A 26,522-nucleotide genomic window follows, 5' to 3' on the forward strand; every position below is an offset into this window, starting at 1 on the left:
GGTACATGAGCCGGTTTCTTTTGGCCTTCGGCGGTCTTGAGAGCCGTTTTATGCACCCGAAATCGTGGGAGGGACGGCACAGATTGCAGATGGATGGTTTGTTGATCACCGGAGGCATCGACATCGATCCCGAAACCTACGGGGGAAGCGAGCACCCCTCCATCGTCCGAAGCGATCCGAAGCGGGATGCGATGGAGCTGGCATTGATGAAGCGGGCGAAAGAGCAGAAGGTTCCAATCATGGGAATCTGCCGGGGAATGCAGCTGATCAACCTTTTTTACGGCGGCACGCTGCACCCCCATATCCACGACCTTGAGCTCGATTATCCCCATCCCAATACGCCACTGCCGCTTCGAACCGTCACGATCGAGCAGCAGTCGCGGCTTTACGGTATTGTCGGGACATCGGTTCTGCGGGTCAATGCGCTGCATCATCAGGCGGTGGACATCATCGGAGCGGGATTGCAAAAAGCGGCGCACGACCGAAACGGCATCGTTCAGGCGATCGAATCGAAAGAGGATCCTTTCGTGCTGGGACTTCAATGGCACCCCGAGTTCATGCCCTATGCCTGGCACAGTCGCAAAATCTTTTCGGCATTCGCCGAAGCGGTCAAGGGAGCGCAATGAAAAAGAGCCTTTATATTCTTCTGACGGTTTTGCTGTTCTTTGGCGGAGGATATGTCTGGTATGCCCATGAAAAACCCGAGGATTTCTCCGGCTACAGGGAGATCAGGGTCGAGAAAGGCGATATCGTCAAAAGCGTCCAGGCGACCGGTGTCATCAAACCGAGTGTCGGCGCGGAAGTGACGATCGGGGCACGGATGAGCGGCATTGTCGTAGAAGAACCTGTCGAGGTGGGAGACCATGTAAAACGAGGAGATCTGATCGCCCGAATCGACGACAGGGATGTCCGTGCGTCACTGAAAATCGCCCGTGAGCAGTTCGCCAAACTCAAAGAGAGCGGTCCCAAAGAGATCCATCGTCTCGAATCGGCCGTTCGTCGCAAGGAGATAGCCCTCGAAGAGGCCAATGTGACACGCGAAGCGGCGCTTGCCGACAAAAAAACGGCACAATGGCTCTGCATGAACAAGCGCCGCCTCTTCGAACACAAGAGCGGTCCCGAACGGGAATTCAGAGTGGCCTGTAACGACTACACGCTGAAAAAAGCGGCCTGGCGCAAGGCACAAGCGGCGTATGAAAGGGCAAAACAGTCGCTGGCGGAAGCGCGACTGTCGCTGCAAAAGGCACGGAGCGATTATCGGCACGATCTGAAAATTGCCGAAGAGAGAATCGAACAGGCGAAGATACGCCTGAGTTATTCGGTCATCGAAGCGCCGTTTGAGGGCATCATCACCTATGTTTCGACCCAGAAGGGCGAGACGGTCGTCGCGGGTCTCAACGCGCCGAAGTTCGTCAAAATACTCGATCCCGGCGCGATCGAAAACAGGATTTACGTGGATGAGACGGAGATTGGAAAAGTGCGTACGGGCATGAAGGTGCAATTCCGTGTCGATAGCTATCCCGACAAAGAGTTCACCGGCAAAATTGCACAGATCTATCCGCAGCCGGAGATTCAAAACGGCATCGTCTATTACATTGCCGTTGTCAAAGGGTTCGAAAATCCGGAGAGACTCCGGCCCGAAATGACCACGCACGACAAGGTCATATTGGAGATTCTGAAAAACGTCGTGCGTGTACCCAACGGTGCTGTCAAATTCAAAAACGGTCGTTTTTACGTCTATCTCAAGTCGGGGAACAGAATCCGGGAGATTCCCGTCAAAACCGGCGTATCCGACAGCCGCTACACCCGGATACTCGAAGGAGTTTCAGCCGGCGATACAATTTTGATGGCGTCCGCACATGCTGATTGAGTGTCGTCGACTCGTCAAGAGTTTCCGTACGGGCGATATCGAAACGGATGTGCTCAAAGGGATCGACCTGCGGATCGAAGAGGGAGAGTTCGTGGCGGTGATGGGGAGCAGCGGAAGCGGAAAATCGACGCTCCTGTATCTGCTGGGGTGCCTCGACCGGCCCACTTCGGGCACCTATCTGCTCAACGGGGAAGATGTTTCGCGCTTCGATGACGACAGACTCTCCCATATCCGGAACGAAATGTTCGGCTTCATTTTCCAGTCGTTTTACCTGATTCCCTATCTGAATGTGGCAGACAACGTGATGATCCCCACTCTCTATGCACGCAGGCCCCGCAAAAAGTCGGACGCGATGGCACTGTTGAAGAAACTGCAGCTTCAGGAGCGTGCCTCTTACATGCCCGATCAGCTTTCGGGCGGCCAGAAACAGCGGGCAGCCATCGCTAGGGCGCTGATCAACGATCCGAAAATCATCTTCGCGGACGAGCCGACGGGGCAGCTTGACAGCGAAAACGCCAGGATCGTCATGGAGACACTGAAAAAACTCAATGCGGAGGGAAAGACGATCGTGCTCGTAACCCACGACGCCACGATGGCCGCCTACGCCAAACGGACGGTACGGATTCGGGATGGTCGGATTCTATCTGCATGATCTGACCGCCTTTCTGCGTTTCTACTGGGGACGCACGCTTTTCGCTCTGGCGGGTATCGTATTGGGCATCGCATCGCTTGTTTTCATCGTCGCCGCGATCGAAGGAAGTCAGCTCAAAGCGGAACGGATCATTGCAATGCTCGGATCCGATACGATCCTGATACGTTCCAGTTTCGGCAGCAAAATCTCCTTTCGACGAATACCGATGAAGCTGACGATGGAGCAGTACAGGCAGATCGCCGCGATCGAGGGCATTCGCAGCGTCGACTACTTCTATGTCAAAAAAGTCACGGTGGCCCATGGAGGGATTTCGAAATCCCTGATGGTCGAGGGAGAGACGCTCGGGACGCTGAAAAATTTCGGCTATGAAGCGGATTGGGGACGTTTTTTTCTGCCGGTGGACTATACGGCGTTCAAAAAAGTCATCGTTATCGGTCACGATATCGTGGACGAGTTTTTCGATGGGAAAAATCCCGTCGGAAATCTTCTGATGATCGGGAAGATTCCCTATCGCATTGTAGGTGTCTACAAACGAAAGGGCAAGAGCCCCCATGGCACGAGTATGGATGAGAGGATCATGATGCCGGTTTCTACGTACCGGAAGTTCGTTCAACCCGAATATCGAAAACTTTTCGCCATCGTCGCCAAAGTCGGATCCGGTGCCGATTACGAGCTGGTTCTGGCGGATGTCAAGAGGGTGCTGAACCGGACAGTGAAGCCCGAGGACTATTTTCTCATCACGCCGGAGGTTATCAAGAAATTTCTTTCGATGCTGAGCGCCTCTTTGGGGATCTTTCTTGGAGTCGCTTCCTTTACCGCGCTGTTTGTGAGCGGTTTTGTCCTCTCGAACATCTTTCTCATCAACAACCGAATCCGCGCCTGGGAGATCGGTCTGCGCCGTGCCCTCGGTGCGACAAGACGCCAGATTCTGCTGCGAATTCTTCTGGAAGCCTCCGTGATCGCGGTTACGGGTGCGTTACTTGGTGTCGTGGCGGGTTTTCTCGGTGTGCGCTATATTCTGCCGATCATCGACATTCCCCGGGTCTATCCTTCCATCTCTTTTTTCATCGGGGTGTTTTTCGCACTCATCGTCGCTTTGGTCGCCGCCTGGTCTCCGGCGAAAGAGGCGGCAGGGATGGACCCGATGGAAGCGCTGAGGAGACGGCTGTGAAGTGGCTCTATACCGAGGAACTTTTCCGGTATCTGCAGCGAAACAGGAAGCGCACCTTCATCTCCATTGCGGGAATTGCACTGGGTGTCTTCTCCCTTGTGGTCATGAGCGGTATCAGCGGTGCCATGACAAAAAAGACGCTCGAGGAGCTGGGAAAGTTCGGCAGCCGCCTTGTCATCGCCGCCCCGGGAGATCTGGTGGTGTTCGGTCACAAAAGGGCGCAGATCGGGACGGTCCACACGCTGAATCTCGCGGATGCCGATGCGATCGCGGAGAAGATTCCCCATGTCGGCGACGTTTCGCCTCTTCGGGCCGTCACCCTCCCAACAGAGAGCGAAAAGCATGCGCAGCCGGAGAGTGTCATGGGGGTTTCACCGAGCTTTACGAGGCTGCTGGATCTCGAACCAGCGTGCGGCAGGGGGCTGATACCCCAAGATCTCCGATCGCTTCGGAAAGTCGCCGTGATCGGCAGCCGTATCGCCGCCGATTTTTTCGAGGACTCCTGTCCGATCGGGAAGATGCTGACAATCTCCGACATTCCCTTCCGCGTCATTGGCGTACTGGCACCCAGAGGGAGCGTGGGCATGGAGGATTACGATAGCACGATACTGGTACCCGTGAGCGTCGCACAGCGTCTTTTGAGCCGAAGCGACTGGCTGGATGGCATCTATATCCTCACCGACTCGGAAGCTTTCAACGAAGAGGTAATCGCCCAGACCGAAGCTCTGCTTCGGGTACGTCACGGAAAAAAGGATTTCACAGTCATGGCCTACGAGGCAGCAGCGGGCACGACGGCGGATATGGAACATCTCTTTTCGGTGCTCAGTATCATCGTTGCCGCCATCGCCTACAGCGTCGGGGCTCTTGGCATCGTTGCCATCATGGCCCTCTCGATGTATGAACGGCTCATCGAAATCGCCGTCAAGCGGGTCGTCGGAGCCACACGCCGAGATCTTTTCTTCCAGTTCTTTTTCGAATCGACGATGCTGGCACTTTCCGGGGCCATGATGGGTGCCATTGCCGCCACGGTCGTCGTTTTCGGCGTAGAAGCGGCAGCGGGCTGGCCTTTTTACCTTCCTGTCGGAACACTGTTTCTTTCGATGGCCCTTTCGGTGGGCATCGGCATTCTCGCGAGCCTCTACCCGGCCAGACGCGCCATGCATTTTGAACCGGTGACTATTTTGAAACTCTATGAAGAGGTTTAGGAGGATTTTTCTCTTTTTCTCAAATGTCTGAGAATTTCCCGAACGAACGCATCGAGGTCGGCGGGGTGTCTTGAAGTGATCAGGTTGCCATCCACCACCACCTCCTTGTCTTCGTATCGGACACCGGCTTTTTTCAGCTTTTCCGCGACCTTGTGGTAACAGGTCGCATGCTTGCCGTGCAACACTCCCGCCGATAGCAGAATCAGCGGTCCGTGGCAGATGGCCGCGACCGGTTTGTCCTGTTCGAAGAATCGCTGGACGATCCTAAGAACCCTGGGCTCTTTCCGCAGCACTTCCGGCGCTTTGCCTCCCGGCAGTATCAGTACGTCGTACGCATCGGTGTCGACTTCATCCAGACTTTTGTCTGCCTGCGCTTCGCCCCCGTGCTTTCCCACGATGCGGCCTTTTTCGAAAGAGGCGATGTGCACTTCGATACCCTCTTGACGCAGCCTTTCGTACGGCACCTGCAATTCGGACTCTTCGAAGCCGTCGGCTGTGATAATAAGCGCTCTCATTTTTCAACCTCCCGGCCGAAGATCAGATTGTCGAGTTTTTCCGCCGCTACCGTCGCCTTCTCCTGCAGAAAAATATCGGTCAGCGCATGGGTGTAGTTGGATGGTTCGATGTTGATTTCGATGATACGGCACGTTTCAGGCACACTGTAGGGGAGTTGGCTGGCCGGCATGATCTCGCCCGTCGTGCCGATGATCAGCAGCAGGTCGGCCTCCAGGCAGAGCCGGGACGACTCTTCGAAGGCCTCCTTGGGAATCGGCTCTTTGAAAAAGACGAAGTCGGGCTTGAGGAGCCCGCCGCACGCTTCACATTTTGGCGGAAGTTTTTTAAGAGATAGTTCCGAGATATCGTAATGTTTGCCGCATCCAAGACAGGTCAACCGGCCGGCTGTCCCGTGGAACTCTATGACGTTTCGGCTGCCCGCTTTCTGGTGCAGGCTGTCGATATTTTGGGTGATGACGCCGCGCAGAAGGTGCCGCGTTTCGAGTTTCGCGAGAAACCTGTGGGCGGCATTGAGTTCGATATTTTGCATGAAATCGTAGAAGATCTCCCTGATCGTCCGCCACGAGGATTCAGGATGACGCATGAAATAGTCGATATCGAGAATCTTCGGATCGTAACGGCTCCATAGTCCCGAAGGTCCCCTGAATGTGGGAATGCCGCTCTCGACGGAAATGCCCGCCCCCGTAAAGGCGACAGCAGATTTCGACGATTGGATGATACCGGCCGCTTTTTCGTAGTCGTTCGTTGTTGTCCCTTTCATGGGTAGATTATGCCATGAATTTCCTATCCATTCCAGTCTCTCGTGTTATAATGAATAGATGAAATCGATGGATGAATTGAAGAAGTTTCCGACAGCGACATTTCCGAAGAGCCGAATCCGTCTTTTCGGGTCGGGGCGAGGGAGGAGGCTTCCACGGGTTCCGATGGAAGGATCACTCGCGGAAACATCCAAACACAAAGAGAACGAAAGAAAATTTTTTCTTCTGCCCGCTCGATGAAGCGTTTCGGGAACAAAACAAGATGTACGACGCAAAGGTTCCAAGCGGGCAGTTCTCTCTCGCCGGCGGCGTCGCCGATGCCCAAAGGTGTCGGTGCATTGACGACCGCTATACCCATGGAAGAAACAGTACGGGGAGAGCGATCGACTCACTGCGCAAAGAGACCAAACGGCTTGAAACACCAAAATGACACGCCTTTTTTATAGACGCTTTCAAAGCGTTTACGAAGAGAAAAAGATCTTCGGAAATGATTGGGATTCCAAAAGGTTGAAACCATGAACGAACAATTCCTCGGCGAATTTCTGTTGCTGCTTGCGCTCCTTTTCGGCCTGACCTACTTTCTCTCAGGCTTTCTGGAAAAACTCAAAATTCCAGGGATTCTTGGTGCGCTTTTCGTGGCGATGGGTATCCACTACACATCGATCGGCCAGCGGCTGAGCGAAGGCCTGGCCGGAAACATCTTTTCGGTACTCGCCGATCTGGGCGTGCTCTTTCTGCTCTTTTTCATCGGCCTTCAGATCGATATGAAAGAGATGAAACGCCAAAGCGGAGATATCGTGTTGGCGACCGTGCTCAATACCGTCATGCCCTTTTTGATGGGGGTGGGCGTGATGCTCTGGCTCGGATACGGCTGGATGCTCGCTTTCGTGATCGGCGTGACGCGGATGCCGACCGCCGAAGCGGTGATCGTCCCCATTCTCGACGAATTCGACCTGCTGCGTACCAAAATCGGAAACTACATCGTCGGTGCCGGCGTGCTCGATGATGTGATCGAAGTCTTTCTGGTCGCCTTCGTCTCCGTCTGGATCGGCATGAAGACGGGACTGGTCACCAGTGACACGAAAGAGATTACCGATATTCTCGTCAACGTCGCGATATTCGTGGCGGTCGCCTGGTTTGCCCGACGTTATGTGCTGGTGCCGCTTTCGCACTGGGTACAGCTCAAGGTCGCCAATCTGATCGTTTTGATGATATTGACACTTTTCGTTTTCGGAGGATTCGCCGAATATGCCGATCTGGGGCTGGTGGTCGGTGCCATCGTCGCGGGGATACTGATGCGGCCGGTATTCGACAAGGCGGGCCTGCCCGGTGAGCGGGCGACACGCGCCACACGGGCGGTGGCCTACGGATTTTTCGGCATCATCTTCTTTCTTTGGGTCGGCATGAGCGTCGATCTTAGGGGAATGATCGAAGCGCCGGAACTTGCCGTTTTGCTCTTTCTGGCCGCTTTCGTGGGCAAACTTCTCGGCATCTTTTTGATGGTACCGATGAAAAAGCTGACCGTCAAGGAGGCGTGGGCGGTCGGTATCGGCCTCAATGCCAGGTTGACGACGGAGATCATCGTCGCCAAACTTCTGCTCGATGCCCAACTGATCGATACGCAGCTCTTCACGGCACTGGTGGCGGCTTCGTCGGTTTCGACGATCATCGTGCCGCTCACCTTTTCGGTACTGGTGGCCAGATGGCGGGGCGATCTGGTCAAAAGCCTCCCCGCCGCCACCGTGGCCAAAGAGGAGGAGGCCCAGATCACGGAGGCCGCCGTGCCGTGGCATGCCAAACCCGTCCAGGCGGTTCTGCAGATACTCCGGAGCGATCCGAAAAAAGGCCTTTCGGAAATCGATGCGTCACAGCGTCTCAGGCAGTACGGCCCCAACCGGATCGAGGCGGTCCACAAAGAGAAGTGGTACTGGATATTTCTGCGTCAGTTCACCGATGTGTTGATCATCATTCTGCTGGTGGCGGCCGCCATATCGTTCGCGATCGGCGAGATGGGGGATGCCGTCACGATCATGGCGATCGTCGTACTCAACGGCATCCTCGGGTTCGTGCAGGAGTTCAAAGCCGAAAAGGCGATCGAAGCGCTGCAGAAGATGCTCTCTCCCCGATGCAAAGTGGTGCGTGAGGGCAAAGAGACCGAAATAGACGCCGCACGGCTGGTGCCCGGCGATATCGTGCTGCTTGAAATCGGCGACAGGGTGCCGGCGGACCTCCGGCTGATCCAGGCGGTCAATCTCAAGATCGACGAATCGGCGCTGACGGGTGAATCGGTTTCGGTATCCAAAAATGTCAAACCGGTTCCTGAAGCCGCACCCCTGGCCGAACGGCACGACATGGCGTGGATGGGTACCAGCGTCACCAACGGCTACGCCCGCGGCGTCGTCGTCGCGACGGGGATGGCGACCGAGTTCGGAAAGATCGCTAAGCTCACCAGCGAAGTGAAGCAGACGAAAACGCCGCTGCAGAAGAAACTGGCGCTGTTGGGAAAGAAACTGGGCATTCTATCCGTCGCCATATCGGCGCTCGTGGCGATCGTCGGGTATCTGTTCGGCAAGGATCTGATGCAGATGTTCCTTACCGGCGTCTCTCTGGCCGTGGCGGTGGTGCCCGAGGGGCTTCCCGCCGTCGTGACGATCACGCTGGCCCTCGGGGTCAAGGCGATGGTCCGCCAGCATGCGCTGCTGCGGCGCCTGCAGGCGGCCGAAAACCTCGGCAGCGCCAATGTCATCTGTACCGACAAGACAGGAACGCTGACACAGAACCAGATGACGGTCAAAAAGATCTGGACCTTCGCCGGGTCGGTGGATGTCACCGGAAGCGGCTACGATCCGGCGGGCCATTTCGAAATGAACGGCGAGAGGGTCAACTACAAAAAACGGCCCGATCTGCTTCTTCTGCTGAAGACCGGACTGCTCTGCAACCACGCATCGCTGCGCAAAGAGCAGGAGGGGTGGAAGATTTCGGGCGAACCGACCGAAGCCGCACTCATCGTCGCGGCCTACAAGGCGTGGCTGAGCCCGGCCGAACCCAAAGTGGTCAGCGAATTCTCTTTCAACTCCGAGCGCAAACGCATGACCGTCGTGGTCGAGGAGAAGGGACAGAAGGTCGCCTACGTCAAAGGGGCACCCGAAGTGCTGATCGAGCGTGCCACCCACTATTTCGACGGAACCGACAGAAAACCGCTCGACGAGAAGATGCGCCGGGCCTTCGAAGAGGCCTATGTGGATCTGGCCAAAAAAGGGCTTCGTACCCTGGCGCTGGCCAAACGGGTGCTGCCGCCCGACACGAAGCTCGATCCCGAAGATGTCGAGAAGGAGCTGACGCTGCTGGGTGTCGTGGGCATCATCGACCCGCCCCGTCCCGAAGTGCCCGAAGCGATCGCGACGGCACAGCGTGCGGGCATACAGGTCGTGATGATCACGGGCGATGCGCCGCTGACGGCCCTGGCGATCGCCAGGGAGGTGGGGCTCGCGGCGACACGGGCCATCACGGGGAACGAACTGAAGGGGATGGAGGACGACGCGCTCAAAACGGCCCTCAAGGAGGGGGTCATCTTCGCACGTACGACGCCGCAGGACAAGCTGCGTATCGTCAAGCTGCTGCAGAGTGAAGGGCTCGTGACGGCGATGACGGGTGACGGCGTCAACGACGCGCCGGCCCTCAAGCGGGCCGATATCGGCATCGCGATGGGGCTGCGCGGCACCGATGTCGCCAAAGGGGCGGCGGACATGATTCTGCTGGATGACAATTTCGCATCCATCGTAGGCGCCGTGCGCGAAGGGCGGCGGCAGTACGACAATATCAAGAAGTTCGTCACCTACCTGCTCTCCTCCAACACGGGGGAAGTGATCGCGATTTTCGTCAATATTCTCATCGGCGGCCCGCTGATCCTGCTGCCGGTTCAGATTTTGTGGATGAACCTCGTCACCGACGGCATGACGGCGGTGGCACTGGGGCTCGAACCTGCGGAAAAGGGGATCATGGAGCGGCCGCCCAGAGCGGTGAACGCCCCCTTCCTGCAGCTGCGGGGCGTGATCATGATCGTACTGCTTGGAAGCTACATCGGCGCCGGAACGCTCTGGCTCTTCCACCATTACCTGGCCTCCGGGCTGCCCGAGAGCCAGGCGGTGGCACTGGCGCAGACGGTCGCCTTCACCGGCATCATCATCCTCGAAAAGATGAATGTCTTCAACTACCGCAGCCTCCATGCCCCGATGCCGGTGATCGGCTTCTTCTCCAACCCCTGGGTGCTGGGTGCCTGGACGCTCACGGTCTCTGCCCAGGTGGCGGCGGTCTATGTGCCTTTTTTGCAGGATGCCCTGCATACCGTGCCGCTGCGTCTTGAAGACTGGCTGCTGATCTTCGAAGCTGCGGTGCCCATCTTCATCGTGGTGGAGCTTTACAAAGCCTTCGAGTGGTGGGTCTTGAAACGGAGGGGATAAGATGGATTACACGATTCTCAAACTCCTTCTGACGGCGGTCGTGCTGGGATTTCTGATCGGTATGCAGCGCTCCATGACCTATTTCCACAAACAGGAGCCGTTTTTCGCCGGCAGCCGCACCTTCGCGCTGATCGCGCTCGCCGGTTTTCTCTCGGGATGGATCGGAACCTACGTGAAAGGGTTTCTTCTCGTTTCCACCGGTGTCTTCGCCGTGATGGTGGCCCTCTCCTACATTCTGAAAGTGAGGGAACAGAAACGGTGGGGCATGACGACCCAGATGGCCGCCATCGTCACCTTTTTTCTGGGTGTCATGATCTGGTACCGGCTCGAAAACTACGCCATTTTCATCGGTGTCATGATGATCGTACTTCTGGAGCTCAAACCCAGGCTTCGGCAGATCGAAACCCATATCGGCCCAACCGACATCCATGCCGTGACGCTGCTGCTGATCATGAGTTTCATTGTACTGCCGGTGCTGCCGGACAGAATGATCGGTCCCTACCACCTTTTCAATCCCTACAAAACCTGGCTGATGGCTGTCATCATCGCAGGAATCTCCTTTGTCGGATACGTGGCGATCAAAGTGCTGGGGCAGAAGCACGGTGTCTTTCTCACCGGTGCGGCAGGCGGGCTCATCTCCTCCACGGCGGTCTCCATCTCCCTCTCCAAAATGTTTCAGAAACAGTACGGGCTGATCAACAATTATGCCGGGGGCATCGCCATCGCCTGTACCTTCATGTATCTGCGGGTTCTTTTCGAGGCGTTCGTCATCCATCCCGAGCTGGCATGGCGTCTCACGCCGGCCTATCTGGGGGCTGCAGGTTCCGGGCTTCTTTTCAGCTGGTGGCTCTACAGCCATGCCAAAACAGCCGAAATCTCCATCGAGAACAGTGCCATCATGAAAAATCCTCTGCAACTGAGCGAAGCGATCAAATTCGGTCTGCTTTTCGGCATCATCTACGGTGCCATCGCTTTTGTCCAGACCCGCTACGGCAATGTAGGAGTCTATCTCGTGTCGTTTTTTTCCGGTATTACGGATGTGGATGCCATCACCCTTTCGCTCAGCGAACTGGCAAAAGACGGCAAGCTGGCGCAAACCGCTTCGATGAACGGTATCGTCATCGCTTCCGTGACCAATTCGCTGGTGAAACTGGGCATCGTCTATTGGCTGGGCGGCGTGAAGCTAGGGTGGCGGGTGACACTCTTTTTCATTCTGACGCTGGGGTGTATGGCCCTGGGGCTTTTCGGAAGCGAGTGGTGGATGGCATGAAACCGTCTGCGGAAGGGCATAGGAGAGATCCTTGACAAGGGCAGGTCAACGATCTATAATCGGAAAAAATGTGGCGGGGTAGGAATGGTAAGGAAAATTTTCAAAAACAAAAAAGACAAACCAAGACACCCGAAGATCGAAGAGTTCATTCAAAAATATCATATCCCCAGGGAATTTCTTTCGATCAATCGTAAATCGGTGACCAAAGCGCTGCTGGTGGGGCTGTTCATCGCTTTCATTCCGATGCCGTTCCAGATGCTGGCCGTTCTGGCGGTTTCGCCTTTCATCCGCTTCAATATACCGATCGCGCTGGCAATGTGCTGGCTTTCGAATCCCTTTACGATGCCGCCCATGTATTATATGGAGTATCTCACCGGCTGCAAACTGCTTGGCATCGAACCTCTTCACAATGTGGAGATGACAGTGGAGTGGTTCAAAGAGAATCTGGGCGACATTTTCATTCCGCTGTATGCGGGAACCTTTTTCTACTCCTTCACGGTTTCGCCTCTGGTCTACTTTGCCGTCAACTGGCTCTGGATCCGTTCGGTCAGAAAAGAGCGCCGGTCGAAAAAAAGAGTTTGAAACCCGCTCTTCGATCTCAAAGAGGAACAGCAGGGAGAAAATACTGCATAAAGGGCGCCTCTAAATGCAATGTATCAGAGAGATGAGTGAGAGACAGTGCTATAATCGGGACAATTGCACAAGTGAAAGGAGAGTGGCGAGTGATGGACGCACAGCACAAAGAGTACGAGAAGATGAAAAACGAGATTCACAAAGAGATTGAGCTGCTGTTCAAGGCCAATATGAAGATTTTCGACTGGGACATTCCCGAAAACGACGACAGGGAGTCGGCACGGCTCATCATCACCGCCATCGAAGAGGCGGTGGACAAGCTGAAACGGGATGTGGAAGCGGGCAAGTACGACAATTACTGACAAAATTTCCGATTCCAAAGGAGGGGCATGAAGCAGGAGCACTGGATCAAAGGGGTGGAAGCCTTTCGGAACGTGACGTTCAAAAAGCATGAAAAGGAGTACCGCGAACTGGTGAAGAAGGGGCAGAGCCCCAAAGCGCTCTTCATCGGATGCAGCGATTCGCGGGTGCTTCCCAATCTCATCACCTCCACGGGGCCGGGGGACCTTTTCGTTTTTCGCAACGTGGGCAATTTCGTACCCCCCTACAAACCGGACAACGACTACCACGCCACGGCCGCGGCCATCGAGTACGCCGCTTACGAGCTTTCGGTGGAGGAGATCATCGTCTGCGGTCACAGCGACTGCGGGGCCTGCAAAGCCCTTTACGAAGACCACAGCGCCCACCGACACGAAATGATCCACACGATCAAATGGCTGGAGCTGGGAATGCCGGCCAAGGAGTTGGCGTTGCGCAGCGTGGGCGAGGATGACCGGTCTGAATTGCTGGAGGCGACGGAGAAGTTTTCGGTGATATTCCAGCTTCAGAATCTTCTGACCTACCCCAATGTCCGCAAGCGGGTCATGGAAGGGTCGCTCTACCTGCACGGCTGGTACTACCGCCTGGACAGGGGAGAGATAGAGTATTTCGACCCCGAAGCCCAGGCGTTTTTGCCGCTTGAGAGGGAGGATGTATGAAAATCGGAATCGTGGGTGCCGGCGGTGTTGGCGGCTATCTGGCCCATCGGCTGGCGGAAGCGGGAGAGTTGGTCTATCTTGTGGCCCGAGGAGCCCATCTGGAGGCTATTCGTGAACGGGGTATCTGCCTCAAAACGAAAGAGGGGCTCTCCTGTGCCCGTCCCGCCGCCGTTTCGGACAACCCGGCCGATTTCGGGGAGACGATGGATGCGGTTCTTTTTTGCGTCAAAGGGTACGACCTCAAAGAGGCGGCCCGAAAAGCGGCCCCGATGGTCGGCTCCGATACCCTCCTGGTTCCTCTGGGAAACGGCGTGGGCAACGCCGAGGTGATCGCAAAGGTCTATCCCGGCCACGCGGTGGCCAACGGCGCCGTCTACATCGTCAGCCATGTCGCCGAACCGGGTGTCGTGGCCCTGGTGGGACGGGGCGCGCTGGTTGTTATGGGAATGGCGAAAAGCGACGCGTCGCCAAAACCGAAGGCCCTGGCCGAGGCGCTGAAAAAGGCCGGCGTCAAGGTCGTGGTGAGTGAGGATATCACGACCGATGTCTGGAAAAAGTATCTGCTCATCGCCGCCATGGGGACGTTGACCTCCTGTTACGATGTGCCGATGGGCGTGATTTTGCAAAAGCACCGCGGGGAGTTGGAGGAAGCCTTTCGTGAGATTATCGCCGTGGGTGCCGCCGAGGGGGCGGCTTTGGGAGAGGAGGATCTGGAGATGGTGCGAAGGCAGCTTGAAAGGGTGCCCCATGACGCCCCCACTTCCATGTGGCTCGACTTCAAAGCCGGCAGAAAGACGGAACTGGAGCAGCTGACGGGCTATATCGTCCGTAAAGGAGCCGAACACGGCATCGACGTGCCGACGATGCATCGGTGTTACGAAATATTGAAAGCACACCACAGTTGATTTCAAACTATATCGTCCTCTTCACCACACTGCTTGTCACGGCCCTGCTTTTTTCCAGGCCCGTCGAGAAGAGCGGGTGGTGGTCGGCCACGGTCATTCCGCTCGCTTCGATCATCGGGAGCGGATTTCTCGTGATCGCGCCGATTCTTCAGATGTCGGTGGGAAACTATGCGGTGGTCGCGATGGGGCTTCTTGTGGTCACGGCCTATCTGATCGGTGGGGCCATTCGTTTCAATATCCGCTATGTCGAACCGAAAATCGCCGCAGGCACCCTGCACGCTTCGGCCGCTCTTTTCGAAAACCTCTCGAACTGGGCCCTGGGTTTTGCGTATGTGGTTTCGGTCGCCTACTATCTGACTCTCTTTGGCGACTTTCTTCTTCGCGGTGCCGGCATGGTGGATGAAACCCTTTCGCGCGGGGTCACGACCGCCGTGCTTCTTTTCATCGCCTTTTACGGCAAGCACCGCGGTTTCAATTTTCTGGACAAATTCGAGGCGTTGAAACTGGGGATCATCGCGGGTCTGCTGGCAGGTCTGGCCTACGGAAATTTCGTGGCGTGGGGCCAGGGAGTCTGGCACCTGCCCGAAACGGCCCGTCAACCCAGCCTGCACGAGTGGCGGATGATTTTGGGGATGCTGATCGTCGTACAGGGATTCGAAACGTCCCGCTATCTGGGCGAGAGGTTTCCGCCGACACTCAGAATCCGTTCGATGCGCTATGCACAGCTCATATCGGGCGGTATCTATCTACTCTATATCGCTTCGATGCTCTACTACTTCAACTACCCGCTGCCTGAAACCGGGCAGGATACGGCCATCATCCTGCTCGCCAAACATGTGGCGACGATACTGCCGATCCTGCTCATCACTCTGGCACTGGTGGCACAGTTCGACGCGGCCGTGGCGGATGCGCAGGGGGGCAGCGGCCTCATTTATGAAGTGAGCGGACACAAAATTCCGATCGGGACCGGCTATCTGCTGATCGTCGCCGGCGGCCTTTTGATCATCTGGAGTTCCAATATCTTCGAAGTGATCACCTATGCTTCGAAGGCGTTCGCACTCTATTACGCCCTGCAGTGTGCCGTCGCGGCACTGACGGCTTTGAAACATGAAGAGATCGCCCACGGCGGTTTGAAATTCGTCGGCTTCACGCTTCTTGCCTCCATCGTGGCGGCGGTCGTGATATTCGGCATCCCCGCCGAAGCGTAACGCTTTTATGGGCGCTCTTATGGGAGATGTCTGTATCGTGTCGTTCTAAAAAGCGTGAAAGCGAGCGCGACAAGAAGGTAGATGAAGCCGATGTCGGCCAGTGTCTGGGGCTCGTGGAGGAAGAGATAGTAGACCATCAGAACCACGGCGATTCCCATCAGAAGCAGCGACAGCACCACGACGATGGGATGGGCGCCGGTCTGTGCGTGAAGGACCAGATTGGCGACACCCACCGCCATCGAGACGAGCAGAAAGGTCATGCTCGAAAAGGCTATGATCCCTTCGAGGTGGCCGTAGAGCACGAAGAGAGAGGCCAGCACGAACATCGCCAAAAGGGCGTAGTAGGGGATCATCCGGCTGTTGCGCCGGGAGAGGATGGAGGGGAAGATACCGTCTTTGGCGATATCGGCCATCATGCGGCTGGCGCCGAACATCGTGCCGTTGATGGCGCTGCTCGTGGCCAGCAGCGCGGCGATGGAGGCGAGTACGAATCCCCATTCGCCGAAGATCGGCTTGAGCGCCTCGGCGATCGCGTACTCTTTGGCCGCCTGGATCTCTTCGAACGTCAAGATTCCCATCACCGAGAGTGCCAACGTGATGTAGATGAGTGTCACGATGATAATGGAGAGGTAGATCGAAAGTGGGGTGTTTCGTTCGGGGTTCTCGGTCTCGACGACCGAATTGGTGATGAGCTGGAACCCTTCGAAGGCGACGAAAACGATGGCCCCGCTCAAAAGCACGGCGCTGTAGCCTTTGTCGAAAAATGGAACGAAGTGTTCGCTGTGAAGAAAGAAGAGCCCCACGATACCCAATGAGAGCATGATCGCCACTTTGAAAAAGACGATGACATCCTCGCTTTCGCCGACGTCTCTGACCCCTTTGAGATTGATGAAAAGAAAGATGGAGAGGATGAGAAAAGCCAATGCGGTGCGGACGAAGTAGTTGTCGGCGAAGCCGGCCATCGCCGCCCCGTAGGAGCCGAACGTGTAGGCATAGAGAGCGAGCGTGCCGATATAGCCGACGATGACGCTCCATCCGACGAAGGCGGCGATGACGGGCCTTTTGGGAAAGGCGTGCCGCAGGTAGGTGTAGCTCGCCCCGTCTTCGCGGTAGGCCAGTGCCAGTTTGGCGTAGTTGTAGCCGGCGAGAAGGGCGATGAGACCGCCCATCACGAAGACCAGTACCGTCGCGTTGCCCGCGATGGCGTTGGCTTCCCCCATGACCGAAAAGATACCCCCGCCGATCATGCTTCCGATGCCGATGGCGGTCAGCTCTTTGAGCCCGAGTCTATCTTTCATGATGCTCTATCGCTCCTTTGAGCCGTCCCATCGCTTTTTCAAGCACGGGCCGGGGTGTTGCGATATTCATTCGCATGAAGCCGCTCCCCTCTTTTCCGAAACTTGCCCCGGTGTTGAGCCCAAGTTTCGCTTTTTCGACGAAAAACTTTTCCAGCGCGGTATCGTCCATGCCGAGTTTTCGGCAGTCAAACCACATCAGGTAGGTGGCTTCCGGCGACAGGGGTCTGATTTGGGGAAGGTGACGTTTCAAAAAATCGCTGACGAAGGCGATGTTGCCCCGCAGATAGTTCAGGAGGGCTTCCAGCCACGCTTCGCCCCCTTTGTAGGCGGCGATCAGCGCTTCGATGCCAAACACGTTGCCCATGGTCAGGTCGCAGCGCCTCATTTCCCTTTCGAACCTGCGCCGCAGCGAATCGTTGGAGACAATGGCATAGGCGGTATTCAGTCCGGCGACATTGAAGGTTTTGGAAGGGGCGTTCAGTGTCACCGTGATGTCGGCGACCTGTGGCGAAAGGGAGGCGACGGGTATATGTTTGTGGGGTGCGTAGACAATGTCGGCGTGGACTTCGTCACTGACGATGTGGCACTCCTCTTCGAGGCATATTTGCGCCATTTTCGCCAGCTCTTCTTCTTGCCAGACCCGCCCCACGGGATTGTGGGGAGAACAGAGAACGAAGAGCTTCGCTTCTTTCGCTTTGGCCCGGAAATCGTCGTAATCGATGCGGTAGCCCTCGCCGTCGTAACGCAGCGGATTTTCCAGCAGCCGCCTGCCGTGGTTTTTCCCCAGTCGGAAAAAAGGGTGGTAGACCGGCGTCTGGATCAAAACGGCGTCTTTCGGCTCCGTCAGAGCGGTGACGAGGAAGTGGAGTGCCGGCACGACACCGGGAATCGGGAGAATCGTGTTGTGTCCGATTTGCCAGCCGTGGCGTTTTGCCATCCATGCCGCGATGGCACGGAAAAAAATTTCGGGATAGATCGTGTATCCGTAGATAGGGTGGGCCGCTCGGCGCTGCAGGGCGTCCGTGACGCATCGGGGAGCGGGAAGGTCCATGTCGGCCACCCAGAGGGGCAGCACCGCATCGGTGCCGAATTTCGCTTTCCTTTCCTCGTATTTGACGCTCCACGTACCGCTTCTGTCGACCGGAGTGTCGAAATTCATCGCTTCTCCCAGATCGTCATTTGGGCGACGGTATGCTGAAATTTGCGTGCCGTCTCTCGAAGGATAAAGGGTATATCCCGGGTTTCAAGGAGCCTGAAGGCCGGCTCAAGATGCTCTTTGAGCCCCTGCAGTGTGGTGACCGGTTCGCCGTCGCGTTTGAAGCCGCCCAGCCACTTCTCTTTGGGAGTGTGGGCTTCGTTCCAGGTATAGGGGGATGTAAGAATAAGCAGCCCCTCTTTTTCGATGCGTCCGGTGATGTCCCGCAGGAATTTGGCGGGGTCATAGAGGCGGTCGATCAGGTTGAAAGCGGTGACAAGGTCATAACCCGTGTAGATCGGTTTCAGGTTGCAGGCGTCGGCTTGCCAGAAATCGACGCGATCGACAATATCCGCCAGATATTGGGGCAGTACGACCTCTTTGTACTCCACCAACTCCCCTTCGGTGGGAAGGGTGTAGCGAATGCGTCCTTCGCTGCGCATTTTTTCGGCCATGCCGATGAAACGGGCCGAAAAATCGAGGCCGGTGGCTTTTTCGAAACTCTTGGCCAGCTCCAGGGTGCTGCGGCCAATGGCACAGCCGATGTCGAGGGCGCTGCGCCGCTTGCGGCCCGAAGTGGCTTCGATGGCAAGGTTCGCGCAGGTTGCAGGATAGTTGGGAATGCCGAAATAGGTATCGCCCCACCCGAATTCGCAGTACTGGCTCACCTGCCTGTCGTTTTCGTAATAGTGCGTGCCTATCTTCTCTTCGTAGTCGCTTTCGACGTAGCGGAATCCGGCATGCTGGAAGAAGTGGCGACGGAAGGCGTATCTGGCGGAAGCGAGGGCTTCGTTGCCTGTGCTGATGAAGGAGCCTCCTTTGATGAGGTTGTGCTTTCCGTCGAAAGTGGGAGTGGTGAAATCGTCGTAGACGGGATGGACCTCGAATCCTGCGAAGGGGTAGATGGGGGTTTCGCTCCACTGCCAGACATTGCCGATGACATCGTGGAACTCCCCGTGGGGGAATTCGGTAACGGGGGAGGTGGAGGCGTAGTGTTCCAGGTTGATGTTGGCCGGGGCTTTTTCGCCCCAGTCGGGAAGATCGGGAACACGGCAGTGTTCGTGCAGACGATACCATTCGTCCTCCGTAGGGAGCCGAAGTTTTCTACCGGTTTTTTCGCCCAGCCACCTGCAGAAGGCTTTGGCTTCGTGGTAGTTGACATCCACGGGCCAGTCCATCGGCATATCGATGATTTCCGCCAGTGCGCGGTAGCGGAAACCGCCCTTTCCGTCGGGCATCCAGAAAGGGGGATGTTCCGCCGCTTTGTAGGTGCGCCAGGCCCACCCCTCTTCGCTCCACCATGTTTTTTGCCGGTAGCCTCCCGCTTCGACGAAAGCCATGAACTCTCCGTTGCTCACCAGGAACTTGGAAGCTTTGAAATCGGGGACCTCTGCCTCGTGGTGGCCGTATTCGTTGTCCCAGCCGTAGTAGGCGTCCTGTCGGTTTTTTCCGAGGGTGACGCTGCCGCCGGGAACGGGCAGCAGCACGTTTTGTGGGGCATGGCCGCTTCGCCGGCATATTTCCCAATCCGGCCGGGGCGATACCAGTGAGAGGTCGGTCTGACGAATCAGTACGGAGGAAGTCTCCACATGGATGCGTTCATGCTCGATACCCATCAGGATCACCCACCAGGGGGAATCCCAGCCAATCGGAAGCTCAAGGGGCAGTGTCGTGATGAGTTCGTCCACCAGCGCCCTCACATTGTCCCGATAGGCACGGGTGGCTGCGACAGTAGGCCAGTCGTAGTGCGCTTCGTTGAGGTCGTCCCAGCTCATCTCGTCCACTCCGACAGCGAAAATCGATTCCAGTTTCGGGTCGATCCGCCGATCGATGACCTTCGCCAGAACCAGTTTGTTGATGAAAAAGACGGCGGTATGGCCGAAATAGAAGATATGGGGATGACGCAGCGGTTCGGGCCGGTGGTAGAATGCCTCGTCGCTCTTTAGATGCGAATAGAGCGATTCGAAAAGGTCGAAGGTGGTGTGGAAATAGCGACGGATCTCTTCCCGTTTCGCTTCGGGGTCGGTTCCCTGCAGAGAGGGAGGCCGAAGGCGTTCGATCATGATGTCTCCTCACGCGGTTTTGCCTATTTTATCGAAACAGGTTAAAATCACGGCTAAAAAGGGATCGCTTGGAAGAGATACTCAACAATCTGACGACCTACGGCTATATCATCCTCTTTTTCTACTCCCTGGGCGGCGGATTTTTCGCCCTGGCCGCTGCCGGGGTTCTCGCGTCGATAGGGAAAATGGACCTGGCTACCAGCATCGCCGTGGCGTTCGCGGCCAACTTTATCGGGGATCAGGCGCTGCTGCTATTTACCCGTGCCAACAGACACCAGATGATGGAGTATCTGAAAAAACACCGCCGTAAGCTCGCCTACAGCCATCTATTGATGAAAAAGTACGGCACCTGGGTCATTTTTCTGCAGAAGTACATCTACGGGGTCAAGACGCTGGTGCCCATCGCCATAGGCCTGACCCGCTACGATGCCGTGAAGTTCGGTATTCTCAACTTTCTCGCGGCGGCGCTATGGGCGGTGACGATAGGAGTGGTCAGCTATTTGGGCGGCAAAACGGTGCTGTCGATGCTGGAGAAAGCGAAAGAGAACCCGTGGGTCCTTCCTCTTGTCGGAGGTGCGATTATCGTTGCGATGGGACTCTTCATCGCACGCGCGGTCAGAAAATGATTCATCTCTCTTTGGGCTCGAACGCAAGAGAGACAGAGTTGATGCAGTACCGCAAACCTGTCGGCGGCGGGCCGTCCGGGAAGACGTGCCCCAGGTGGGCGCCACAGCGGGCGCAGGTGACCTCGGTGCGAATCATGCCGTAGCTGAGGTCTTCGTGTTTATCCACGGCGTCGGGCGAGACGGGGCGGGTGAAGCTGGGCCATCCGGTGCCCGAATCGAATTTGTCGCTTGAATCGAAAAGGGGCGCTCCGCAGCAGACGCAACGGTAGGTGCCGTCGCCTTTGAAATCCCAGTATTCACCACTAAAAGCCGGTTCCGTCACTTTTTTTCGGCACACCTCGTATTGCAAGGGGGTGAGCGCCTTTCGCCACTCACCGTCGCTTTTGACAATCTTTTTCATGAATCTGTCTCTCCTGTTTTTGGGGTGGCGTCTATTCTTTCACATAAGATCGGAAAAAGTGGTGGAATTTTTGGAATAGTCTGGCAATTTTTGTTTCATCAAAGAATATAAGAGTAAAATTACGGTATAAAAGCTCCGATATATTCGATATGGCATTACGTCTACAAAACGGAGCTTGAATTCATCTACACGGGGAAAAGGTACAATGACACCTAAGGGACTCGACAAACTGGGACTTGAAAATATTGGCAAGGTTTATTACAACCTCGATTATGACGAAGTGATCCGTCATACACTAGAACGTGGTGAAGCGCAACTCACGAAGAGTGGAGCGACCGCTGTCGATACCGGCATCTTCACCGGGCGCAGCCCGAAAGACAAATATTTCGTGAAGCAGCCGCCGAGTGAGAAGTATATCGCATGGGGCGATATCAACCAGCCGATCTCCAAAGAGGTTTTCGAGGATCTCTACAAAATCGCGACCAAAGAGCTTTCGGGCAAAGATATCTACGTGACCGATGTCTATGTCGGCGCCAGCCCGAGCAGCCGCCGTTCCATCCGTGTCGTCAGCGAAATCGCCTGGCAGGCGCATTTCGTCAAGAACATGTTCATCGAACCGAGCCCGGAGGAACTGGAGAATTTCGAGCCCGATTTCGTGCTCTATGACGCCTGCAAAGCGAAAAACACGAAATGGAAAGAGCACGGACTCAACTCCGAAGTGTTCGTCGCTTTCAACATCGAGGAGAATGTCGCCGTCATCGGCGGAACATGGTATGGCGGAGAGATCAAGAAGGGCATCTTCACGATGATGAACTACTGGCTGCCGCTGGAAGGAAAGCTGCCGATGCACTGTTCGGCCAATATCGGAAAAGAGGATGATGTGGCACTCTTTTTCGGACTGAGCGGAACCGGCAAGACGACACTCTCGACCGATCCGAACCGCAGGCTCATCGGTGACGACGAGCATGGATGGGATGACAATGGTGTCTTCAATTTCGAGGGGGGATGTTATGCGAAAGTGATCAACCTGGACGCTGAAAGCGAACCGGAGATCTACAACGCCATCCGTAAGGGGGCCTTGCTGGAAAATGTTGTCATCGACGAAGAAGGCAATGTCGATTTCGGCGATGCAAGCAAAACAGAGAACACCCGTGTGAGTTATCCGATCGAGCACATCGAAAATTATGAATGCACATTGATGGGAGGCCATCCGAAAAACATCATCTTCCTTTCCGCCGACGCTTTCGGCGTGCTGCCCCCTGTCAGCAAACTGACAAAAGAGCAGGCGATGTACTACTTCCTCAGCGGGTATACGGCAAAAGTAGCCGGTACCGAACGGGGCATCACCGAACCGGTGGCTACCTTCAGCGCCTGCTTCGGAGAGGCTTTCCTGCCGCTGCATCCGACCGTGTATGCAGAACTGCTCGGCAAGAAGATAGATGAGCACGGCGTCAATGTCTATCTGGTCAATACGGGATGGACAGGCGGCCCCTACGGTGTGGGGCATCGCATGAGCATCAAGGATACCCGCGGCTGCATCAACGGCATTCTCAGCGGTGCCATCAACCAGAGCGAATTCGAAACACTTCCGATTTTCGGTCTGCAGATCCCAAAAACCCTCGAGGGCGTCAATACCCAGGTCCTTAATCCCATCAATACATGGGAGGACAAAGAGGCCTATATGGAAAGCCTGAAGAAGCTGGCGGGCATGTTCCAGAAAAACTTCCATCGATACGATGACGCCGAAGGGGCGGCGGAGATCGCGGCCGCCGGCCCGAAAATCTGATCCTCTCCTTCTGTGCCGCCCACGACGGGCGGCATTTTCCTGCAGTATCCAAAAAGATGTCACCTTCCAAAACCGTTTTGATTACCGGATGTTCCAGCGGTATAGGGTATCATGCGGCCCATGCACTCCGTGATCATGGATACCATGTTCTGGCGACCGCGAGAAAACAAAGAGATGTCCTGCGTCTGAAAGAGGAGGCATTTGCGGCGTATCCTCTTGATCTGGACGATTCGGCTTCGATCGCCAGGGCGGTGATGTGGGCGCAGGAGAAGAGCGGAGGGAGGCTCTATGCACTTTTCAACAACGGTGCCTACGGACAGCCGGGCGCCGTCGAGGATCTGAGTCGTGAGGTTCTTCGGGCACAGTTTGAAACCAATCTTTTCGGTACCCATGAATTGACCGTCAAGCTTCTACCGATGATGATTGCGGCGGGAGAGGGAAGAATCATTCAGAACTCCTCGCTCCTCGGTTTCGCGGCGATGCCTTATCGGGGCGCCTACAATGCCAGCAAATTCGCCCTTGAAGGGCTCAGCGACACCCTTCGGCTCGAACTCGAGGGGACGGGTGTTTATGTAAGCATTATCGAGCCCGGTCCGATACGCAGCCGTTTCAGAAGCAACGCTTTGAAAAAGTTTCTCGAAAATATAGACCGAAACGGTAGCCGGTTTTCAAAATTCTACGAAAAGAAGCTGGCTCAGCTGCGAAGTTCCGAAGATGTTCTCTTTACACTGGGACCCGAAGCCGTTACGGCGGCACTTCTGGATGCCCTGGAGCGTCCGAAACCGAAAGTACGCTACCGGGTGACGCTTCCTACACATCTTTTTTACTGGTTGAAGAAATGTCTGCCTGAGAGGGTGCTAGATGGAGTGCTGCGCAGGGTGGGGTGAAAAAATTCTCGATGCCGATATGATTTTCCAAAATGGCAAATGCGAAACGCGAAAGTTTGATATGAATTCCCCTCTTTGAAACAAAGCGGGGACGGCCATTCTGTTTCGAAACTCCCCGGCCCCAAAACAGGCTTAGGCTCTATTCCTCCCAGAGGCCAAGATGTTCGAGGACCGCTTTGATATCGAAGTTGAAAAAGAGCATTTTGTTTTCATGTTCTTCGTATAGCAGAACGTAGATCTTTCCGGAGGTTTCATTGTAGTAGGGATCGCTCAGGAAAAACTTGTCGCGTTTGGTCGTAATGTAGCGCAGAAAAGAGCGGCGGTTCATCCCCTCTTTTTGTGCATTGATATGGTCTTTGTAGATGTTCGGGGACTCCTGGATGCAGTCGTCGTTGACGATGTAGGCCACCATCAGAAAGGGGGTTTCCCTGACAATCTTTTTCAGACCGTCAAGCGAGTAGTCGTCTTTTTCATGTGATTTCAGCAGATCGATCAGGAAATTTCGTAATTTTTCACGATTCTGGCAATAGATCTCTTCGATTTTTTCCATCTCTTCTTTGTTCAACGTCCGTTCCTCCGGGAGCCCTGCGATACGGCTCCAAAATTATTATTATCTGACGGTACGCACTATCCACTGCCATTCGCGTCGGCGATGCCGCTTCTTCGGGATCAAAGGATGACGCGCACGCTAACGTCGGCAAAAAGAGCCGGATGCGGCTTTGGCTGCACCCGAACCTTTTTGCCTCGCTTCGTTCACGTTCTCTTTTGACGGATGGGGGTGACCGGTGCGTAACATCGGTGATTGTCAAAATTGTTTCACCATTATAGCGAGATTTCGCCGCAGGAGAGAGTCGGTAGTTGGCGGAAAAGGATTTCAAAAGCCGTATCGGATACCCATCTCTATCACCTGGTTGGATGTATGGTCGATCTCCCCGGCCTGCGAATTGGTGGAGATGGAGGTGGTGTGGTCCAGAAAAATGTAACGGTAGAGGGTGAATAGGCGGAGATTTTCAAAAATCGGTGCATCGGCACCGATCTGTCCGCCTCCGATGAATCCTTCGCTGGAAGTGTCTGCCCGGGAAGCGTCGAAAGGGTTTTTCCGCCACTCCATGAAGCTGTATCCTCCCAACACTCCCACGAAGGGCGAGAGAGTGTAGAGGGTGTCGAAACGGTAGTTGATCGTGGCGAAAAAATCATCCAGGTCGATGTCATCAAGTCGTGTATGCTGATAATTGAGTGTCGTGAAAAAGTTCCCATCGATTTCGTAGCCCACCACCGCGCCGTACACGATGCCGGTGTCATCGCAATCGTAATGAAGTACGGGCCTCTCTTTTTTTTCGATGTCCAGGTGGCCGAATCCTGCGGAGATTCCGGCGAATAGGGATTTTTGTCCTTCGGTTTTTGCCTCTTTTGTTATAGGAAGAGATGTTTCGTTTTCCTCTGAAAAAACGACGATGAAAGCATCGGGGGCGATCGTTTTGCGGATTCTTCCCAGAGCCCTGCGGGAAACTTCCAGGGAAAAGAAGGGACCGGTATAAATCACCGTATGGAGGTTTTCGTCGCTGCCGAAGGCGCTGTAACCAAGTTTTTCCAGCGCCGACGCCACACGCCATACCATCGCGTCACGCTCGACATATCCGAGTTTGATGTAATAGGATTTCTCGGCATGTCCAAAAGAGGGAAAAAGAGCCAGAAAAATCAGCAGCGCGGAGATTTTCATAAGAGCGTCTGGTATGCGAAACAAAAATCGATCTCCTTCTTTACGGGACAGTTTCTGATAGGATGTCCATGGAACGGGTCTTTTCATAGTATCGGTCGGAAAGAGAAAACTTTTATATCCGTCTCTTATGACGTTTGTCAATAAAATGGTGATATGATTTAAGCCGATACGGTGGCTCTTTTATGAGGGAGATCAGACTTTTTTCAAAGAGGGGATGGGCGCAGTGGATTTTCAAAACCGGGGCCTTTTAGTGCGCACCGTCGTGTGTCAAAAGGGCGATATTGCCATCGCATTCGGAGGGAACAAGTTTGTCATATTATGAATCTTTGAGAGAGGAAGCCTCTATCGCCGTCATCGGCATAGGGAATATCCTGTTCAAAGATGAGGGGGTGGGCATCTATGCCGCGAAATATCTTGGGGAGAATTACGGGTTTTCTCCTCATGTTGATATTATCGACGGCGGTACGCTGGGATTCAAACTGATGAACTATTGCCAAAGCTACGACAAAGTGATCATACTCGATACCGTCTCCGTCAAAGACGAGCCCGGATCGGTCTACAACCTTCCTTCCGATGCATTGATTGGCCTGGGGAGTTATCGTCGGACAGCCCATGAAGTGGAGGTGGTACAGATACTGGAGGTCTGTTTCATGCTGGAGAGGAGGGCGGATGTCAATGTCATCGGCATCGTACCGGAAGATATCGAGAGTGTCGATATCGCCTTGACGGGAAATTTGACAGAGCGCTTCGGAGCTCTCATCGACGAAACGGTGCGGGAGCTGGAGCGCGGCGGTATCGAAGTGACTCCCAAAGAGGGGCGGTCCCTCGATGAAATTATCAAAGCGTACAACACTCCGAGGATGGAAGCGCCCAATCCATAAGCCGCGGACCGAGATGATCTCGCATTGCCAACGAAGGACGA

The 26,522-nt window shown here is 55.4% G+C and carries 25 protein-coding genes; 17 read left to right on the forward strand and 8 right to left on the reverse strand.

The window, feature by feature from the left end:
* Positions 1-5 precede the first annotated feature (5 nt).
* Genes JMG82_RS10130 through JMG82_RS10150 form a run of 5 tightly spaced genes read left to right on the forward strand, consistent with a single transcriptional unit; the run spans position 6 to position 4,898 of the window.
* On the forward strand, positions 6-626 hold the full coding sequence (locus JMG82_RS10130) for a gamma-glutamyl-gamma-aminobutyrate hydrolase family protein (RefSeq protein ID WP_201352619.1): 621 nt from the start codon (positions 6-8) through the stop codon (positions 624-626).
* Positions 623-1,870: an efflux RND transporter periplasmic adaptor subunit gene (locus JMG82_RS10135; protein ID WP_201352620.1), complete on the forward strand. Its 1,248-nt coding sequence runs from the start codon at positions 623-625 to the stop codon at positions 1,868-1,870. The genes JMG82_RS10130 and JMG82_RS10135 overlap by 4 nt, the downstream gene beginning before the upstream one ends.
* Positions 1,860-2,522: an ABC transporter ATP-binding protein gene (locus JMG82_RS10140; RefSeq protein ID WP_236579133.1), complete on the forward strand. Its 663-nt coding sequence runs from the start codon at positions 1,860-1,862 to the stop codon at positions 2,520-2,522. Before JMG82_RS10135 ends, JMG82_RS10140 begins: the two co-directional genes overlap by 11 nt.
* A complete protein-coding gene (locus JMG82_RS10145; protein ID WP_201352621.1) occupies positions 2,500-3,693 on the forward strand; it encodes an ABC transporter permease in 1,194 nt (397 codons plus the stop codon). Before JMG82_RS10140 ends, JMG82_RS10145 begins: the two co-directional genes overlap by 23 nt.
* Entirely contained in the window at positions 3,690-4,898 is a 1,209-nt protein-coding gene (locus tag JMG82_RS10150; RefSeq protein ID WP_201352622.1) for an ABC transporter permease, read from the forward strand. The genes JMG82_RS10145 and JMG82_RS10150 overlap by 4 nt, the downstream gene beginning before the upstream one ends.
* Here JMG82_RS10150 and JMG82_RS10155 read toward each other — a convergent pair.
* Positions 4,895-5,413, reverse strand: a complete 519-nt coding sequence (locus tag JMG82_RS10155; RefSeq protein ID WP_201352623.1) for a DJ-1/PfpI/YhbO family deglycase/protease — start codon at positions 5,411-5,413, stop codon at positions 4,895-4,897. The two genes, JMG82_RS10150 and JMG82_RS10155, sit on opposite strands and share 4 nt — an antisense overlap.
* Positions 5,410-6,174 (reverse strand): SIR2 family NAD-dependent protein deacylase, encoded by a 765-nt coding sequence (locus tag JMG82_RS10160; protein ID WP_201352624.1) that lies wholly within the window; start codon positions 6,172-6,174, stop codon positions 5,410-5,412. Before JMG82_RS10160 ends, JMG82_RS10155 begins: the two co-directional genes overlap by 4 nt.
* 260 nt (positions 6,175-6,434) lie before the next feature.
* Here JMG82_RS10160 and JMG82_RS10165 point away from each other — a divergent pair, with 260 nt between their 5' ends.
* From JMG82_RS10165 to JMG82_RS10200, 8 genes are all read left to right on the forward strand, one after another.
* Complete coding sequence (locus JMG82_RS10165) at positions 6,435-6,602, forward strand: hypothetical protein (RefSeq protein WP_201352625.1); 168 nt, start codon at positions 6,435-6,437, stop codon at positions 6,600-6,602.
* 85 nt (positions 6,603-6,687) lie between these two features.
* Positions 6,688-10,632, forward strand: a complete 3,945-nt coding sequence (locus JMG82_RS10170; RefSeq protein ID WP_201352626.1) for an HAD-IC family P-type ATPase — start codon at positions 6,688-6,690, stop codon at positions 10,630-10,632.
* A gap of 1 nt (position 10,633) precedes the next feature.
* Positions 10,634-11,902: an MgtC/SapB family protein gene (locus tag JMG82_RS10175; protein ID WP_201352627.1), complete on the forward strand. Its 1,269-nt coding sequence runs from the start codon at positions 10,634-10,636 to the stop codon at positions 11,900-11,902.
* Positions 11,903-11,986: 84 nt separating this feature from the next.
* Positions 11,987-12,484: a DUF2062 domain-containing protein gene (locus JMG82_RS10180; protein WP_201352628.1), complete on the forward strand. Its 498-nt coding sequence runs from the start codon at positions 11,987-11,989 to the stop codon at positions 12,482-12,484.
* A gap of 143 nt (positions 12,485-12,627) precedes the next feature.
* Entirely contained in the window at positions 12,628-12,837 is a 210-nt protein-coding gene (locus JMG82_RS10185) for a hypothetical protein (protein WP_201354412.1), read from the forward strand.
* A 27-nt stretch (positions 12,838-12,864) separates the two neighbouring features.
* The gene (locus tag JMG82_RS10190) at positions 12,865-13,512 is read left to right on the forward strand and encodes a carbonic anhydrase (RefSeq protein WP_201352629.1); all 648 of its coding nucleotides are present in this window, start codon (positions 12,865-12,867) and stop codon (positions 13,510-13,512) included.
* A complete protein-coding gene (locus JMG82_RS10195; protein WP_201352630.1) occupies positions 13,509-14,417 on the forward strand; it encodes a ketopantoate reductase family protein in 909 nt (302 codons plus the stop codon). The genes JMG82_RS10190 and JMG82_RS10195 overlap by 4 nt, the downstream gene beginning before the upstream one ends.
* A complete protein-coding gene (locus JMG82_RS10200) occupies positions 14,384-15,625 on the forward strand; it encodes an APC family permease (RefSeq protein ID WP_201352631.1) in 1,242 nt (413 codons plus the stop codon). Before JMG82_RS10195 ends, JMG82_RS10200 begins: the two co-directional genes overlap by 34 nt.
* A gap of 17 nt (positions 15,626-15,642) precedes the next feature.
* Here JMG82_RS10200 and JMG82_RS10205 read toward each other — a convergent pair whose 3' ends face one another.
* The 3 genes from JMG82_RS10205 to ovoA are packed head-to-tail and all read right to left on the reverse strand — an operon-like array spanning position 15,643 to position 20,181.
* Positions 15,643-16,923: an APC family permease gene (locus tag JMG82_RS10205; RefSeq protein WP_201352632.1), complete on the reverse strand. Its 1,281-nt coding sequence runs from the start codon at positions 16,921-16,923 to the stop codon at positions 15,643-15,645.
* The gene (locus tag JMG82_RS10210; RefSeq protein ID WP_201352633.1) at positions 16,913-18,082 is read right to left on the reverse strand and encodes a MalY/PatB family protein; all 1,170 of its coding nucleotides are present in this window, start codon (positions 18,080-18,082) and stop codon (positions 16,913-16,915) included. The genes JMG82_RS10205 and JMG82_RS10210 overlap by 11 nt, the downstream gene beginning before the upstream one ends.
* Positions 18,079-20,181, reverse strand: coding sequence for a 5-histidylcysteine sulfoxide synthase (gene ovoA / locus JMG82_RS10215; protein ID WP_201352634.1), 2,103 nt, complete (start codon positions 20,179-20,181; stop codon positions 18,079-18,081). The genes JMG82_RS10210 and ovoA overlap by 4 nt, the downstream gene beginning before the upstream one ends.
* Before the next feature lie 68 nt (positions 20,182-20,249).
* On the opposite strand from ovoA, the gene JMG82_RS10220 reads away from it, so the two are divergent.
* On the forward strand, positions 20,250-20,807 hold the full coding sequence (locus JMG82_RS10220) for a DedA family protein (protein ID WP_201352635.1): 558 nt from the start codon (positions 20,250-20,252) through the stop codon (positions 20,805-20,807).
* Between the two features lies 1 nt (position 20,808).
* On the opposite strand, the gene msrB is transcribed toward JMG82_RS10220, so the two are convergent.
* Entirely contained in the window at positions 20,809-21,207 is a 399-nt protein-coding gene (msrB, locus tag JMG82_RS10225; RefSeq protein WP_201352636.1) for a peptide-methionine (R)-S-oxide reductase MsrB, read from the reverse strand.
* A gap of 205 nt (positions 21,208-21,412) precedes the next feature.
* On the opposite strand from msrB, the gene pckA reads away from it, so the two are divergent.
* Positions 21,413-22,993: a phosphoenolpyruvate carboxykinase (ATP) gene (gene pckA / locus JMG82_RS10230; RefSeq protein ID WP_201352637.1), complete on the forward strand. Its 1,581-nt coding sequence runs from the start codon at positions 21,413-21,415 to the stop codon at positions 22,991-22,993.
* Between the two features lie 56 nt (positions 22,994-23,049).
* The gene (locus tag JMG82_RS10235; protein WP_201352638.1) at positions 23,050-23,880 is read left to right on the forward strand and encodes an SDR family NAD(P)-dependent oxidoreductase; all 831 of its coding nucleotides are present in this window, start codon (positions 23,050-23,052) and stop codon (positions 23,878-23,880) included.
* A gap of 139 nt (positions 23,881-24,019) precedes the next feature.
* On the opposite strand, the gene JMG82_RS10240 is transcribed toward JMG82_RS10235, so the two are convergent.
* Together JMG82_RS10240 and JMG82_RS10245 are read right to left on the reverse strand one after the other, a co-directional pair.
* The gene (locus JMG82_RS10240) at positions 24,020-24,445 is read right to left on the reverse strand and encodes a hypothetical protein (RefSeq protein WP_201352639.1); all 426 of its coding nucleotides are present in this window, start codon (positions 24,443-24,445) and stop codon (positions 24,020-24,022) included.
* 309 nt (positions 24,446-24,754) lie between these two features.
* The gene (locus JMG82_RS10245; RefSeq protein ID WP_201352640.1) at positions 24,755-25,624 is read right to left on the reverse strand and encodes a porin family protein; all 870 of its coding nucleotides are present in this window, start codon (positions 25,622-25,624) and stop codon (positions 24,755-24,757) included.
* A 284-nt stretch (positions 25,625-25,908) separates the two neighbouring features.
* Here JMG82_RS10245 and JMG82_RS10250 point away from each other — a divergent pair, with 284 nt between their 5' ends.
* Positions 25,909-26,481: a HyaD/HybD family hydrogenase maturation endopeptidase gene (locus JMG82_RS10250; RefSeq protein ID WP_236579134.1), complete on the forward strand. Its 573-nt coding sequence runs from the start codon at positions 25,909-25,911 to the stop codon at positions 26,479-26,481.
* The last annotated feature ends 41 nt before the right edge of the window (positions 26,482-26,522 follow it).

It is taken from the genome of Hydrogenimonas urashimensis, from assembly GCF_016593255.1.
GTDB lineage: Bacteria > Campylobacterota > Campylobacteria > Campylobacterales > Hydrogenimonadaceae > Hydrogenimonas > Hydrogenimonas urashimensis.